This window comes from Tahibacter sp. (assembly GCF_032229445.1).
Classification (GTDB): domain Bacteria; phylum Pseudomonadota; class Gammaproteobacteria; order Xanthomonadales; family Rhodanobacteraceae; genus Tahibacter.
On sequence record NZ_JAVTWC010000028.1, the window covers coordinates 55,643 to 68,203 of the forward strand.

General features: G+C 65.9%; 14 protein-coding genes. 6 read left to right on the forward strand and 8 right to left on the reverse strand.

Going from position 1 to position 12,561, the window contains the following annotated elements:
• Entirely contained in the window at nucleotides 1-279 is a 279-nt protein-coding gene (locus RUU78_RS06530; protein ID WP_313914887.1) for a hypothetical protein, read from the forward strand.
• Nucleotides 280-285: 6 nt separating this feature from the next.
• Here the strand turns inward: RUU78_RS06530 and RUU78_RS06535 are convergent, their stop codons facing one another.
• The gene (locus RUU78_RS06535) at nucleotides 286-1,062 is read right to left on the reverse strand and encodes a pseudouridine synthase (RefSeq protein ID WP_313914889.1); all 777 of its coding nucleotides are present in this window, start codon (nucleotides 1,060-1,062) and stop codon (nucleotides 286-288) included.
• 102 nt (nucleotides 1,063-1,164) lie between these two features.
• On the opposite strand from RUU78_RS06535, the gene RUU78_RS06540 reads away from it, so the two are divergent.
• The gene (locus tag RUU78_RS06540) at nucleotides 1,165-1,614 is read left to right on the forward strand and encodes an OsmC family protein (protein WP_313914890.1); all 450 of its coding nucleotides are present in this window, start codon (nucleotides 1,165-1,167) and stop codon (nucleotides 1,612-1,614) included.
• Nucleotides 1,615-1,714: 100 nt separating this feature from the next.
• Here the strand turns inward: RUU78_RS06540 and RUU78_RS06545 are convergent, their stop codons facing one another.
• Both RUU78_RS06545 and RUU78_RS06550 read right to left on the reverse strand, forming a co-directional pair.
• Complete coding sequence (locus RUU78_RS06545) at nucleotides 1,715-2,995, reverse strand: hypothetical protein (RefSeq protein ID WP_313914892.1); 1,281 nt, start codon at nucleotides 2,993-2,995, stop codon at nucleotides 1,715-1,717.
• Between the two features lie 150 nt (nucleotides 2,996-3,145).
• On the reverse strand, nucleotides 3,146-3,634 hold the full coding sequence (locus RUU78_RS06550) for an SET domain-containing protein-lysine N-methyltransferase (RefSeq protein WP_313914894.1): 489 nt from the start codon (nucleotides 3,632-3,634) through the stop codon (nucleotides 3,146-3,148).
• A gap of 272 nt (nucleotides 3,635-3,906) precedes the next feature.
• Here RUU78_RS06550 and RUU78_RS06555 point away from each other — a divergent pair, with 272 nt between their 5' ends.
• The 3 genes from RUU78_RS06555 to RUU78_RS06565 all read left to right on the forward strand — a co-directional run bounded on the left by RUU78_RS06555 (nucleotide 3,907) and on the right by RUU78_RS06565 (nucleotide 6,985).
• Entirely contained in the window at nucleotides 3,907-4,737 is an 831-nt protein-coding gene (locus RUU78_RS06555) for a hypothetical protein (protein WP_313914895.1), read from the forward strand.
• A 158-nt stretch (nucleotides 4,738-4,895) separates the two neighbouring features.
• Nucleotides 4,896-6,341, forward strand: coding sequence for a sensor histidine kinase (locus RUU78_RS06560; protein ID WP_313914896.1), 1,446 nt, complete (start codon nucleotides 4,896-4,898; stop codon nucleotides 6,339-6,341).
• Nucleotides 6,338-6,985: a response regulator transcription factor gene (locus RUU78_RS06565; protein WP_313914897.1), complete on the forward strand. Its 648-nt coding sequence runs from the start codon at nucleotides 6,338-6,340 to the stop codon at nucleotides 6,983-6,985. Before RUU78_RS06560 ends, RUU78_RS06565 begins: the two co-directional genes overlap by 4 nt.
• A 63-nt stretch (nucleotides 6,986-7,048) precedes the next feature.
• Here RUU78_RS06565 and RUU78_RS06570 read toward each other — a convergent pair whose 3' ends face one another.
• Both RUU78_RS06570 and RUU78_RS06575 read right to left on the reverse strand, forming a co-directional pair.
• Nucleotides 7,049-7,768, reverse strand: coding sequence for a phosphatase PAP2 family protein (locus tag RUU78_RS06570; RefSeq protein ID WP_313914898.1), 720 nt, complete (start codon nucleotides 7,766-7,768; stop codon nucleotides 7,049-7,051).
• 27 nt (nucleotides 7,769-7,795) lie between these two features.
• Complete coding sequence (locus RUU78_RS06575) at nucleotides 7,796-9,274, reverse strand: M20 family metallopeptidase (protein WP_313914899.1); 1,479 nt, start codon at nucleotides 9,272-9,274, stop codon at nucleotides 7,796-7,798.
• Nucleotides 9,275-9,523: 249 nt separating this feature from the next.
• Here RUU78_RS06575 and RUU78_RS06580 point away from each other — a divergent pair, with 249 nt between their 5' ends.
• Complete coding sequence (locus tag RUU78_RS06580; RefSeq protein WP_313914901.1) at nucleotides 9,524-9,832, forward strand: ComEA family DNA-binding protein; 309 nt, start codon at nucleotides 9,524-9,526, stop codon at nucleotides 9,830-9,832.
• A gap of 137 nt (nucleotides 9,833-9,969) precedes the next feature.
• On the opposite strand, the gene hda is transcribed toward RUU78_RS06580, so the two are convergent.
• Genes hda through RUU78_RS06595 form a run of 3 tightly spaced genes read right to left on the reverse strand, consistent with a single transcriptional unit; the run spans nucleotide 9,970 to nucleotide 12,444 of the window.
• Nucleotides 9,970-10,686, reverse strand: coding sequence for a DnaA regulatory inactivator Hda (gene hda / locus RUU78_RS06585; RefSeq protein WP_313914902.1), 717 nt, complete (start codon nucleotides 10,684-10,686; stop codon nucleotides 9,970-9,972).
• Between the two features lies 1 nt (nucleotide 10,687).
• Complete coding sequence (locus RUU78_RS06590) at nucleotides 10,688-11,881, reverse strand: AI-2E family transporter (protein ID WP_313914904.1); 1,194 nt, start codon at nucleotides 11,879-11,881, stop codon at nucleotides 10,688-10,690.
• A complete protein-coding gene (locus tag RUU78_RS06595) occupies nucleotides 11,878-12,444 on the reverse strand; it encodes a CDP-alcohol phosphatidyltransferase family protein (protein WP_313914905.1) in 567 nt (188 codons plus the stop codon). The genes RUU78_RS06590 and RUU78_RS06595 overlap by 4 nt, the downstream gene beginning before the upstream one ends.
• Nucleotides 12,445-12,561: the final 117 nt, after the last annotated feature.

A 12,561-nucleotide genomic window follows, 5' to 3' on the forward strand; every position in this document is an offset into this window, starting at 1 on the left:
ATGTCGATGCCGAAAGCGATACGTCCGAAACTCAGCTACGACCGCATCAGCCTGCGGAACGCAGGCCTGCAAATGGAGATCTCGGCCACGATCGACGGGATGGTCTATCCGCTGCTGCGCATACTCGCCGACGAAGATGACGAGTCGTTCTGGCTGGAGGTACATACCGGCGAGCATCACGTGCAGATCCCGCTGGAGCAGGTGCGCCGGATGATCGAAGATGCGCCGGGCACCGTCTTTTCCGAAGCGCAATTCGACCGCGAGAATCCGGCGGGGTGACGCGGTCTACCCGGCGGGAGGCGCAAGTGCGGATATTTCGTGCGCGGTCAACAAGCGCCACGCGCCCTTGGCCAGCTCGCCGAGGGCGAGCGTGCCAATCGCCACACGCAGCAGCCGCAGCACCTCAACATCGTGCGCCGCGAGCAGGCGCCGGATCTGCCGGTTGCGTCCTTCGTCGAGGACGATCTGCAGCCAGGCGTTTTTCTCGCCTGCGCGCAGCAGGCTCACCGATTTCGCGGCAAGGCGCTCGCCCGCATCGTCCACGCCGTCACGCAATCGTGCGAGCAGTTCGGCGTCCGGCAGCTGACCGATCTGCACATGGTAGGTCTTGTCGACGTGACTCTCCGGCGCCGTGATCCGCGCCGCAGCGGCACTGTCGTTGGTGAACAGCAGCAGGCCTTCGCTGGCCTTGTCGAGCCGTCCCACCGGTGCAAGCCACGGCAGGCCCGCCGCGTCGATCAGCGCGTAGACCGTGTCGCGTCCTCGCTCGTCGCTGGCCGTAGTCACGTAGCCGCGCGGCTTGTTGAGCATGATCCAGGTTGCCGCGGCAGCCGCGGTGATCTCCTTGCCGTCGATGCGGATGCGGTCGTCGGACCGCGTCGGCGCTTCCGGATCACGCTCGGTGCGCTCGTTGAGCTGCACGCGGCCCGCACGCACCAGTTCGGCAGCCTGGCTGCGCGAGCAGTAGCCGCGTTTGGAGATGACGCGCGCCAGCCCGTGGCGTGCGCCGCCGGTCGATGCGGCCGCGCGGCCAGGCGGAGGTTTGCGGAGGGAACGAATCATGCGCACACGCTGCCGTAACACGCCTCTTTCGTCAAAGCCCTCGACCCGGCGATGATGGCGTTTCCGCGGCATTTGCCCGCCTGCACAACGACTGGAGATCTCATGTCCGAGCATCGCACCGCACTCGCCTGGCAACGCGGCGACAGTCCGTTCGAGCGCGGTAACTACCGGCGCGAACATAGCCTGCGTTTCGAGCGGGGCCAGCAGTTGACCAACTCCGCCGCGCCGGGCTATGGCGGAATCGGCGACGCGACCGATCCCGAGGAACTGCTGCTCGCGGCGCTGTCGTCGTGTCACATGCTGACTTTCCTGGCCCTGTGCGCAAACCGTGGCTACACGCTCGACCGCTATGACGACGACGCTGTCGCGACGCTGGACAAGAACGCCGACGGCAAGTTCGCCGTGACCCTCGCCGTGCTCAGCCCACGCCTACTGTTCAGCGGCGACAGGATTCCGGACGCGGCCGAAATCGCCACGCTGCACGAGCGCGCGCACGCGAACTGCTTCATTGCGAATTCGATCCGCTGCGAGGTGCAGATCAGGCCGGAATGAGCAACGAGGAAACAGGGGGAGACGAGGGAGAAATGGGTAGAGGAAAGGCACGCTTTCGCCTTCGCTCATTTGTCGCGCCTCTCCGCTATTTCTTGCTGGCTCAGGATTTGCCGAACGGCCGCTTCAGGCGCGAGAGCAGGCCGCCGCCCTCGCGCTCACTCTTTACTGGCGCACGCAGCGACGCGCGCGTCTCCCACTCGATCAGGCCGATCGCGTGATAGGCGTTGACGACGTCGAACACCTCGGCCATCGGCACATTGGCCGTGGCGGCGATCTCATTGAGGCGCGCGGGCTGCATCATCGCGCGCGCGATGCGCTGATGCTGGTGCACCTCGCGGTCGAGTTCTATCCAGTGCTTTAGTTTGTAGCTGCCGCCCGGATCGAGCTGCGGCGACAGGCGGCCGCCCGAACCGACCAGGGCTTCCAGCCACAGCAGGTTCTGATACGGCTGAGCCGGCTGGGCGTCGCGCACCTGGTTGAATTCCGCTGTGGTCAGCGTGCGCCAGTCGCCCTGCACGAGCGGAGCGCGCACATAAGCTTCGAGCTGGGCCAGGCTACCTTCCGCATGGAAGGTCCGGTTCTTCGGGTCCAGCGTCAGGGCCACCGCGCCATCGAGGCGAATCTGCGACGGACCGGCAAGCAGTTGCCCTTGCAGGTAGTCGCGCATCGGATGCCGGGTGCCGTCGATCGAGAGGCTGCCGCGCTTGACCGGCGGCAAGGTGTTCGGACCCGGCGCGGAGCCCTGATTCGTCAGGCCGTCGGGGCTCTCGAAGGCACGCGCCTCGCTGCGCGCTGTCGGGGCAGACGTGCGTTCCACGCGCGTGTCGTCGTCCAGGGTCACCGGTACGGAGAAACGTGGCCTCTGCGCCGGTTCGTCGCGACGGAACAGGCTGTCGGGATCGACCGGCACGTCGTCGTTGTGCAGGCCCAGCGCGCGCGCGCCGCCCATGCTGTCATCGTCGAACATGCGCGCGATCACGTCAGGCGGGTCGAGTTTGCTGGATGGTGCGCGCGCAAATTCAAGATAGAGATCGTCGCTGCCGGTCTCGAGCTGTGGCATCAGCAGCAGACCGCCGCCGGCACCGTTGAGTACCTCGATGACATTCTGCAGCTTCAGTGGCCGGTGCAGGCTCAACTCCGGGGTCGAACCCGCTTCCTCGTCGGTGATCACCGCAACACGCATGCCCGCGGCGAGTGCGCGCGTGCGGGCCATCTGGCCGGCGAACGCATTCGTATCCACGACGACGAGATCGGCGCCTTCCTCGCTGCCCCAGCGCCAGCGCTGCTGCAGTTGCTCGCCGGCCTTACGTATCAACAGGCGCAGATGCGCCGTATCGTCGTCACTGAGACCTATCACCACCAGATTCTTGTCGATGCGCATCGCCCCGCTCCCAGCGGACTGTTCCAGGATGAATCGAGCCGATCATTGCGCCGGCCACAGGCGCAGCGCGCAACGGGGTCCATAGTACCGACTATTGGCCAACTACAAAGCCCAAGCGCAGTTCTGTGCCGCGCCCCATCGCCGGCCGGATCAACGCTGCCCAGCAGCGGGCTTTCGCTTGGGCTTGAGCATGGTGCCGGTGCAACGCGGTGCACCGCAGCGGCAGGCCCAGATCGCCTTGAGCCGCGGCGTGTGACGTTCCTCGAGCGTGATGCCGTAGTCGTAGCAGAGTTCCTCGCCGGCACGGATGTCGCGCAACGACTCGATCATCACCCGATCCTTGCGCGCGTTGCCGCCAGCGTCTTCTTCCAGGCTCGACTGGCAGTTCGGGTCGCAGCTGTGGTTGATCCAGCGCGCGATGTTGCCGCCGTCGTTTGCATCGAGGACATAGCGATCGTTGAGCGTGAACAGAAAGGTGTGGCCGGTGTCGGCATTGCCCGGATAGCGCTTGTCGGCCTGGGCGTGAGTCAGCAGCGTACCGCGGTATTCGATCAGCGTCGTGCCGGCCGCAATGTCGACGGCAGCGAACACGCCATTGCCATGGATGGGGGAACGGCGGGCGACGATTCGACGCGACATGTGGATTCGATCCGGGCAGGGGACGCGCATTGTGCCGTGTCGCCCGGTTGGCGTGAAGGTTGCGCACCGATGTCCTGACGCCACGCGACGCCCGGACCGAAAGCGGCTACGGCTCAGCGATTGCAGACCATCGCCACGGCGATTTCGTGCCGCCCGTCGGCTGCCGACGAGGCAGGCGAGCCGCATCACGGATCGGCTTTCGATTAGGTCGTTAGCTCTATCGCACTGCAGCAGCGTTGCCCGCGACCCGCAGCCAACCTCCGAGGGATTCCATGACGCCACGACTTCTGTGCCTCGCCGTGCTCGCTGCCGCCTCCGCGTCCGCAACGGCAGCGACCTTCACGATCCGCGACCACGACACGGCCGGGCTGATCGCCGCCATTCGTACCGCCGAGTCCACGCGCGAGCCCGACCGCATCGAACTGGCCACGTCCGGCCTCTACATCGTGCGCGGCGCGAGCGATACCCGGCAGCAGCTCGGCCTTCCGCTGATCCGCAGTTCCATCACCATCGTCGGCAACGGTGCCGAGATCCGCCGCTATTCGGATGAGGAGTTCGCGCTCGTCGGCGTGGCGCACACCGGCAAGCTTGCACTGGAAAATCTGGGCCTCGCCGAAGCCTCGCGCGGGGCCATCATCAATCGCGGCGTGCTGCACCTGGACCACGTGCGCGTGACCGACAGCCTCGCCGACGGCGCCAACGCGATCCTCATCAACTACGGCACGCTGCGTGGCTGGGACAGCGAGATCAGCCATAACGCCGTGCTCTCGGCCAAACGCGACGCTGGCATCGTGCTGAATTTCGGCCGCATGGAACTCAACCGCTCGCGCCTGAGCGGCAACACCGTCACTGGCCGGCGCAGTTCGGTACTGACCGCCTCGGCGCTGCTCAATCTCGGCGAGATCCGGCTCAACGACGTCACCATTGACGGCAACAGCGCCGATGGCAACAGCGCGCTGGCCGAGCCCGGCGACACGTCGACCGCGCACGCCGTGGTCAACCTCGGCAATGGTTCGCTGCACGGCGAACGCGTCACACTGGTCGACAACTGGCCCGAAGAAGCCAACATCCTGCCGGTTGCCGATCCCGACGCGGTGAACTGAGCCCGGCGACCGAAGCGGAGGCGCTGGCGATGACGCCGTCGATGGGCGGGCTATCGCCTCCGCGCAACGGTTTGCATTCCGGCCGCTCGCGCCCATCCGACCCTGGCGAGGCCGCCGCTCAGCCGTCACACTGACCGGCCCTCCGCGGTCGGACCGACATGTCGCACCGTCGCAATGTGCTGCAGGGCCTGACGTTCAAGCTGGCCCTCTTTTATCTGCTGCTTTCCGTGCCGGCGCTGGCACTGATCCAGTGGACCATCGTCAGTTTCGAATTCCACGAACTGTTCGAGGCGGTCGATTCAGGACGCATGGCCTCGATGACCCAGGACGCCGCCAACGCGATCGGCCGTCACTGGAACAGCGAACAGCCGCCGAGCGATATCGAACTCGCCACGCGCGCCGAAGCGCTGGTGCTGCGCATGGAGCGGCCGCAGGACGGGCTCGCGCCGAGTTCCTACGTGATGCTCGAGCTGTCACAAGTGCCGGTGGCTGTCGGCGTCTACGACCTCGCCGGCCGCGCGCTGGCCAATGCACCGGACGGCAGCTGGACCGCGACGCCGCCTCCGCTGACCGATCAGGCCTGGGAAGGGTCAAGCCGGGAACACGCCGTGACGCTCAGCGGCGAGGAATCGCCTGAGCGCGTACGGCGTGTGCTCGCCACGATCCGCGACAGCCACGGCAATCCGCGAGGGTTCCTCCTGGCCGAACTGCGCCTGCCGCTGCCCTGGCAGCGCCTGACCGGCGAAAACAGCTTCGAGTGGCCAATCCTCTTCGTCTATCTCGTGGTGTTCAGCATCGCGACGGCTTTCTTCATGGTGCGCTGGGTCACGCGCCGCCTCAACACCATTGCCGATGCCGCCGAATCGTGGAGCGCCGGCGATTTCTCGACCCTGATTCCGGATGAATCCGGGGACGAACTCGGACGCCTGTCGCGCGACCTGAACCGCATGGCCTGCGAGCTCATGAGTCTCATGCAATCGCGCACAGATCTGGCCAGCCTGCAGGAGCGACAGCGCATCGCCCGGGATCTGCACGACACGGTCAAGCAGAAAGCCTTCGCGCTGAACCTGCAGATCCGCGCGGCGCGGCGCCTGATCGGCACCGACGATGCCGCGGCCGCGACGCGAATGGACGACTCCTTCGAGCTGATCAGCGGCATCCAGCGCCAGCTGGTGCATGTGCTCGACGAACTGCGCACCGAACGTGCGCCGCGCGGCTTTCTCGCGCCGCGCCTGCGCGATCTGGCCGAGCGCTGGGCGCGCATCAGCGGCCTGCAGCGCGAGTTCGACCTGGACGACTCCATCCTCGACGACGCCGTTCTCGGCGAAGCGATGCTGCGCATCGCCGAGGAAGCCCTGGCCAACGTGCTGCGCCACAGCCGCGCGACGCGAGTCGCAATCCGCCTCCATCGCAAGGACGAACAGATTGCGCTGTCCATCGCCGATAATGGCATCGGCGGTGCCGACAGCAGCAGCGGCATGGGCCTGGCGAACATGCGCGGGCGCGCCGAAAGTTTGCCTGGCGGCCATTTCGAACTGATCAGCACGCCAGGTGCCGGCACCGAGGTGCGGGTCCGCTGCAACTACGGAGCACGACCGCAATGAATCAACCGATTCGCGTCATCATCGCCGACGATCACGTGCTGGTGCGCCAGGGCATACGCGCCTTCCTCGATACCTGCGACGACCTCACCATCGTCGGCGAGGCCGACAGCGCAGAGACGGCAGCCGCAGTCTGTCGCGAACTGTCGCCGGACGTGGCGCTGATCGACCTGGTCATGCCCGGGGGCGGCGTCGAGGCGACGCGACTGATCCGCACGTCCTGCCCGTCGACTCAGGTGCTTATCCTGACCAGCTACGAAGACGACGCGCAGATCGTCCACGCGGTGCAGGCTGGCGCCCTGTCCTACCTGCTCAAGGACACGGACGCGGATTCCCTCGCCGATGCGGTGCGTCGCACGGCCCGCGGCGAAGCGATCCTGCATCCGCGCATCGCGACACGTCTGGTCCAGGCCGTACGCGCGCCCGCTGCGGATCCCGCGCCGAGCGCGCTCGACCGCCTCAGCCTGCGCGAACGCGAAGTACTGGAACTGATGGCCGACGGTCTGTCCAATCTGATCATCGCCACGCGCATGGGCATCGGCGAGAAGACCGTCAAGACTCATGTCAGCAACGTGCTCGCCAAGCTCGAGCTGCAGGACCGCACGCAGGCCGCGGTATACGCCTGGCGCGCCGGGGTCAAACGGTAGGGCGAGGAATGAGTGAAGTGGAGTGAGAAACGAGTAAGCGGAAGCGCTTGCTCTCGCTTTTACTCATTCCTCACTCCTCTCACCTCGTTCCTGGTACTCGCTCCTGCCTCTCAGCCGCGGAACCAGCCGCGACAGCAGCACCATCCAGAGCGCGCCGACTGCCCAGCCGGCGAGCACGTCGCTGGGCCAGTGCACGCCGAGATAGATGCGGCTGCAGCCGACGGCGACAGCGACGATCCAGGCCGTCAGCAGCAGATAGTCGCGTACGCGCCGGTCTTTGAAGTCGGCTGCCAGCAGCATCGCGAAAGTGACCCAGGCTACGGTCGCCATCAAGGTATGCCCGCTAGGAAAGCTCGCGCTGTAGATCTCGGCCTCGTGCGAAACCAGGTCCGGACGCGGCCGCGACACCAGCAGCTTTGCGACAGCACTGATGATCTGCGCGCCGATGAGGCTTGATGCGAGAATCGCCACATCACTGCGCCTGCGCTGCAGCCACAGATAGCCGGCAAGTAGCAGACTGGCACCGGCCACGACGCCGATGCCGCCAAGGCCCGTCATGTCGCGCATGACGTCTTCGAACCAGCCCGGGCCGAGCGGATCGTTCAGCGCCTGAGGATCGCGCAGCAGCAGCATGATCTGCCGGTCGAGCGTATGCGCACCGCCGTCGGCGAACAGCGACGAGACCGCCAACGCCAGCAGTGCCAGCGCGGCAATTCCAATCACGAGACGCCGGGACCAGCGTCGCTCGCGCGGCGCCACTGCGGAATCGAACGAACCCGTCATGCATCCACTCCCTCGCGCCGTCGCCGCTCAGCAGCAGCCATGGTCACCGTGGTTGCTGTTCACGTCACTCGCTGCCACGCCCGTCGTGAGCCCGGCCTGGCTCGCTGTGAAGTGATCCGCCATGACCTTGGCCACGCACATGGTCACGCGCTTGCCGGTCGGAATGTGCAGGAATTCGTTCGGGCCATGCGCGTTGGAATGCGGCCCCAGCACGCCGGTGATGAGGAACTGCGCGCCCGGGAACTTCTCGCCGAGCATGCCCATGAACGGAATCGTGCCGCCTTCGCCCATGTAGGCCGGCTCGGGGCCGAAGAACGCGGTGGATGCCTCCGCAACCGACTGTTCGAGCCAGGCCGACAGCTGCGGCGCATTCCAGCCGGTCGAGGCTTTCTCCAGATCAAAGGTCACTTCGCAGCCGTAGGGTGGATCGCGTTCGAGCAGTCCCTTGAGGAACTCACCGGCACTGGCGCCGTCGCGCGTCGGCGGCAGGCGCAGGCTCAGCTTCACCGCCGTGAACGGACGCAGCACGTTGCCGGCGGATTCCAGCGGAGGAAGCCCGGCCACGCCGGTTACCGACAACGCCGGGCGCCAGGTGCGGTTGAGCACGAGCTCGGCGTGATCGCCGTCCATCGGACGCATGCCGTCCACAAACGGAAACTTGGAATACACAGCATCACCGAGAACCTGCGCCGAGCGCTGCGCCTGATCGATGCGCTGCTGCGGAATATCGACGAACAGTTCGGTGGCGCGGATACGGCCGGTGGTTTGGTCCTCGAGGCGATCGAGCAGCTGGCGAAGAATGCGGAAGCTCGACGCGACCACGCCGGACGCATCGCCGGAGTGCACGCCTTCCTCGAGCACCGTTACCGTCAGATTGCCGCCGGTCAGGCCCCGCAGGCTGGTCGTGAGCCAGAGCTGGTCGTAGTTGCCGCAGCCCGAATCGAGGCAGACCACGAGCGAGGGCTTGCCGATGCGCGCGGCGAGATGGTCGACGTAGTACGGCAGGTCGTAGCTGCCGGACTCCTCACACGCTTCGATCATGACGACGCAGCGCGCATGGGGAATGCCCTGCTCCTGCAAAGCGAGGATGGCGGCGAGCGAGCCGAAAATCGCATAGCCATCGTCGGCACCGCCGCGGCCATACAGCTTGTCGCCCTTGATCACCGGCTTCCACGGACCGAGGTCCTCGGCCCAACCGGTCATCTCGGGTTGCTTGTCGAGATGACCGTAGAGCACGACGCAGTCATCGTTGTTGCCGGGGATGTCGATGAAGATCAGCGGCGTGCGGCCCTCGAGCCGCACAACGTCCACCTGCATGCCGGCGATGGGCTGCGCGCGAGCCCAGCCGGCGAGGAGTTCGACCGCCTGGTCCATATGGCCGTGCGCCGCCCAGTCGGCGTCGAACATCGGCGACTTGTTCGGAATGCGGATGTAGTCGACGAGATGCGGAACGATTTCCGCGTCCCATTTGGCCGAGACGAAGTCGCGCAGCTGTTCGGTATTCATTGGATTTCCTGCAGTGGTGCGGCAAAGCACGAATGTTACCCCGGCCGCCCCCGGCTAACGAGTTGCCCGGCCTGATATTTCCGCCGGCCCTAGGTGCCAGTGCGACTTTTCCTAGCGTTGCGGGCGGCGCTTGCGCAGGGTTCCACGCGGCGTTTGCCCGACGAAGCGGCGCGGTCGCGCGCCTATCGTGTCACCTGTCGAGGCCACCCCGGCACGACCCATCCCAACCAAGCAATCAGGAGCAAACCCATGAACAAGTTCATCCAGTCCCTCGCCCTGTCCCTGGCCTTCTGCTTCCCGGCTTTCGCCGCGCAACCGGTCAACATCAACACCGCCGACGCCAGCGCCATTGCCGCCAACCTCAAGGGCGTCGGGCAGAGCAAGGCCGAGGCCATCGTCGCGTATCGCGAAAAGAACGGCTCTTTCAAGAGCATCGACGACCTGGCCAAGGTCAAGGGCATCGGTGAAAAAACGGTCGCCGCCAACCGCGAGTTCATCCTCGTCGAAGGTGGCAGCGTCAAGTCCAAGCCCGCCAGCGCCGATCGTTCGGGCGGCTGAGGGCTACCAACGCGCGGAACCGCGCTGGCGCGGCGGCCCAGGTCGCCGCTGCCGCACCGGTCAGGTGGGAGCGGGTATGCGAAACGGGAATCGCGGCGACGCAAGGATGCTCCGAGGCAGGGATGCCCTCGCGATTCTCACACTTCGCCGCCCGCTCCTGCCTTCTGTTCGCGCAACAATTGGCGCAGGAACGGCACGGTGACGCGGCGCTGGGCCGCGAGCGACGCACGGTCGACCTGATCGAGCAACGCGCCCAGGCTGCCCAGGTCGCGCGCGTAGTGCGTGAACAGGAAGTCCAGCACCGTCTCATCGAGCGCAATGCCGCGCGCTTCGGCGCGTTCGCGCAATACGTCGCGTCGCTGCGCGTCGTCGAGCGGACGCAATGCCGCCTGCGTGCAGGCGGACAGCCGCGACACGAGGTCCGGCAGGTTGATGCCGATCTGTGCCGGCGGTGCCGCCGCCACGAACACCAGCGTGCTGCCTTCGGCCCGGCAACGATTATACAAATCAAAGAGTGCATGCTCAGCCGCAGCGATGCCGGCAATCGCGTCGACGTCGTCGAGCACGAGCAGGTCGCTGCCGCCGAAGCTTCGGATGGCATCGTCCTGGGCAGAAACCAACGAAGCGAGCGGCAGGTACTGCGCACTCAGTCCAGCGGCACTTGCGGCCTGGCAAACCGCCATCAGCAGGTGCGTGCGACCGCTGCCCTCGGGGCCATGCAGGAAAATCCACGCCGCATCCGCACCGCCAGCCACTCGCTGCAGCAGGTCCACGGCAGCGCCATTGACGCCGGTGAAAAACGTCTCGAACCGCTGCTGTGCCGGCCAGCGCCAGCCCAAGGGTAATTGCTCCACGTCAGTCCGCCGACGATTTCGCGGTGCCCGGCAGAATGAACTCGGTTCGGGCCGCGACGACAGGCTCTGCCTCGAACTCACTGGCCGTGACGACGGCGCCGTTCGACACGACCACGACGCCGGACGCTTCCGGCTCCAGTTCGGCCGGCTGGTAGAGATTGCTCTCCGTATACTTTTCGTGCAGATAGCGCAGCACGACCATCGCTACGGCCGCCGCCGGCAGCGCCAGCAGCACGCCGAGGAAGCCAAACAGCTCTCCACCGGCCAGGATCGCGAATATTACTGCGACCGGATGCATGCCGATCTTGTCGCCGACGAGCTTGGGCACGAGCACGTAGCCTTCGATGGTCTGGCCGACGCCGAACACGGCGAAAACCATGAACACGTGCGCCCAGTCCTGGTACTGCACGACGGCGGCGATCAGCGCCATGCCCAGCCCGACGATCGCGCCGAGGTAGGGCACGAAACTGATCAGACCCGCGATCATGCCGATCAGCGGTCCCACGTCGATGCCGACCAGCCACAGGCCGACTGCATACAGCGTTCCGAGCGCCAGCATCACGCTGAGCTGCCCGCGCAGGAAAGCGCCGAGCACTTCGTCGGATTCGCGCGCGAGGCGGCTGATGGTCGGCTCGACCGAGCGCGGCAGCAATACGTTGATACGCGCGACAAGCAGATCCCAGTCGCGCAGCAGATAGAACGTGACGACCGGAATGAGTACGAGCTGCGCGATCCAGCCCAGCACGGTGAGTCCCGACGAGGAAACCTTCGCCAGAATGCGCGTGGCGATGCCACCCGCCTCGCGCCAGTGTTCCTTCACCATCTCGATGAGTTTGTTCGGATCGGCGAAATCCAGCGTCACCCCGAAACGCTGTTCGAGTCGCGGCTGTGCCTCGGCCTGAATCCAGGCCAGCCAGCGCGGTAACTGGTCGAGGAACTTCGCGATTTGCCGCTCCGTGAACGGAATCACCAGCAAAACGATGGTGACGACGGCCACGCCGATCAGCAGGAACACCAGGCAGACCGAGAAATTGCGCGACAACCCCAACCGTTCCAGCCGGTCAACAACCGGGTCCCACAGGTAGGCGAACAGCGCGGCGATCGCGAACGGCGTCAGTGCCGGCGCGAGCAGATAGATCAGGCCACCGCCCACCAGGGCCAGCGCCAGCCACTGCCAGCGTTCCGTCGTCGTCATTGCGGACCATCCCGTTGAGTGTGCGTTTCGCGCCAGGCCTTCAGCGACCAGCGCACCACGTAGTCGATGCCACTGCCCAGCGTTACCAGCGTAACCGCAGCCAGCAGCCCCAGGTTGAACCATCCCGGCCATTCGGCAAAGCGTGACAGGTGCAGCAGCGTGGCCAATACCAGCGCGATCTGCAAGGCTGTCGTCAGCTTGCTCAGCAGGCTGGGTTCGGCCGTCAGCGGTCCGACGAGATTGTGGTACGCGACCGCGCCGGTCACGATGACCACGTCGCGACCGATCACCAACGCTGCCAGCCACCAGGGCAGAGCACCGGCACCTGCCAGGCCGAAGAAGCAGGCGATCAGCAACAGCTTGTCGGCGACCGGATCGATCAGACCGCCAAGTTGGCTTTGCCACGAGAAACGCTTGGCCAGATAGCCGTCGAGTGCGTCAGTGAACGCCGCAAGCAGTGCGATCGCGAGCGACAGGTCATAGCGACCGTCGCGCAGCAGCCAGGCCAACGGCACCGTCAGCAGCATGCGCAGCAGGGTCAAACCATTCGGGATATGGCGCATGCGCTTAGGGCAACTCTGGACGAAACTGCATACTTTTCTGGGAGCCCCTCTTGGTCGAGGGGACAGTCAAACGACCGCGAAGCGAGCGTTGGCTGGATCGTGTGGGGGAAAGAGCGT

Coding starts and splice junctions, on each gene's coding strand:
- RUU78_RS06595 (WP_313914905.1), bottom strand. CDS start 12,444: ATGCGCCATATCCCGAATGGTTTGACCCTGCTGCGCATGCTGCTGACG.
- RUU78_RS06540 (WP_313914890.1), top strand. CDS start 1,165: ATGTCCGAGCATCGCACCGCACTCGCCTGGCAACGCGGCGACAGTCCG.
- RUU78_RS06565 (WP_313914897.1), top strand. CDS start 6,338: ATGAATCAACCGATTCGCGTCATCATCGCCGACGATCACGTGCTGGTG.
- RUU78_RS06545 (WP_313914892.1), bottom strand. CDS start 2,995: ATGCGCATCGACAAGAATCTGGTGGTGATAGGTCTCAGTGACGACGAT.
- RUU78_RS06560 (WP_313914896.1), top strand. CDS start 4,896: ATGTCGCACCGTCGCAATGTGCTGCAGGGCCTGACGTTCAAGCTGGCC.
- RUU78_RS06570 (WP_313914898.1), bottom strand. CDS start 7,768: ATGACGGGTTCGTTCGATTCCGCAGTGGCGCCGCGCGAGCGACGCTGG.
- RUU78_RS06590 (WP_313914904.1), bottom strand. CDS start 11,881: ATGACGACGACGGAACGCTGGCAGTGGCTGGCGCTGGCCCTGGTGGGC.
- RUU78_RS06550 (WP_313914894.1), bottom strand. CDS start 3,634: ATGTCGCGTCGAATCGTCGCCCGCCGTTCCCCCATCCATGGCAATGGC.
- RUU78_RS06555 (WP_313914895.1), top strand. CDS start 3,907: ATGACGCCACGACTTCTGTGCCTCGCCGTGCTCGCTGCCGCCTCCGCG.
- RUU78_RS06535 (WP_313914889.1), bottom strand. CDS start 1,062: ATGATTCGTTCCCTCCGCAAACCTCCGCCTGGCCGCGCGGCCGCATCG.
- RUU78_RS06575 (WP_313914899.1), bottom strand. CDS start 9,274: ATGAATACCGAACAGCTGCGCGACTTCGTCTCGGCCAAATGGGACGCG.
- RUU78_RS06580 (WP_313914901.1), top strand. CDS start 9,524: ATGAACAAGTTCATCCAGTCCCTCGCCCTGTCCCTGGCCTTCTGCTTC.
- RUU78_RS06530 (WP_313914887.1), top strand. CDS start 1: ATGTCGATGCCGAAAGCGATACGTCCGAAACTCAGCTACGACCGCATC.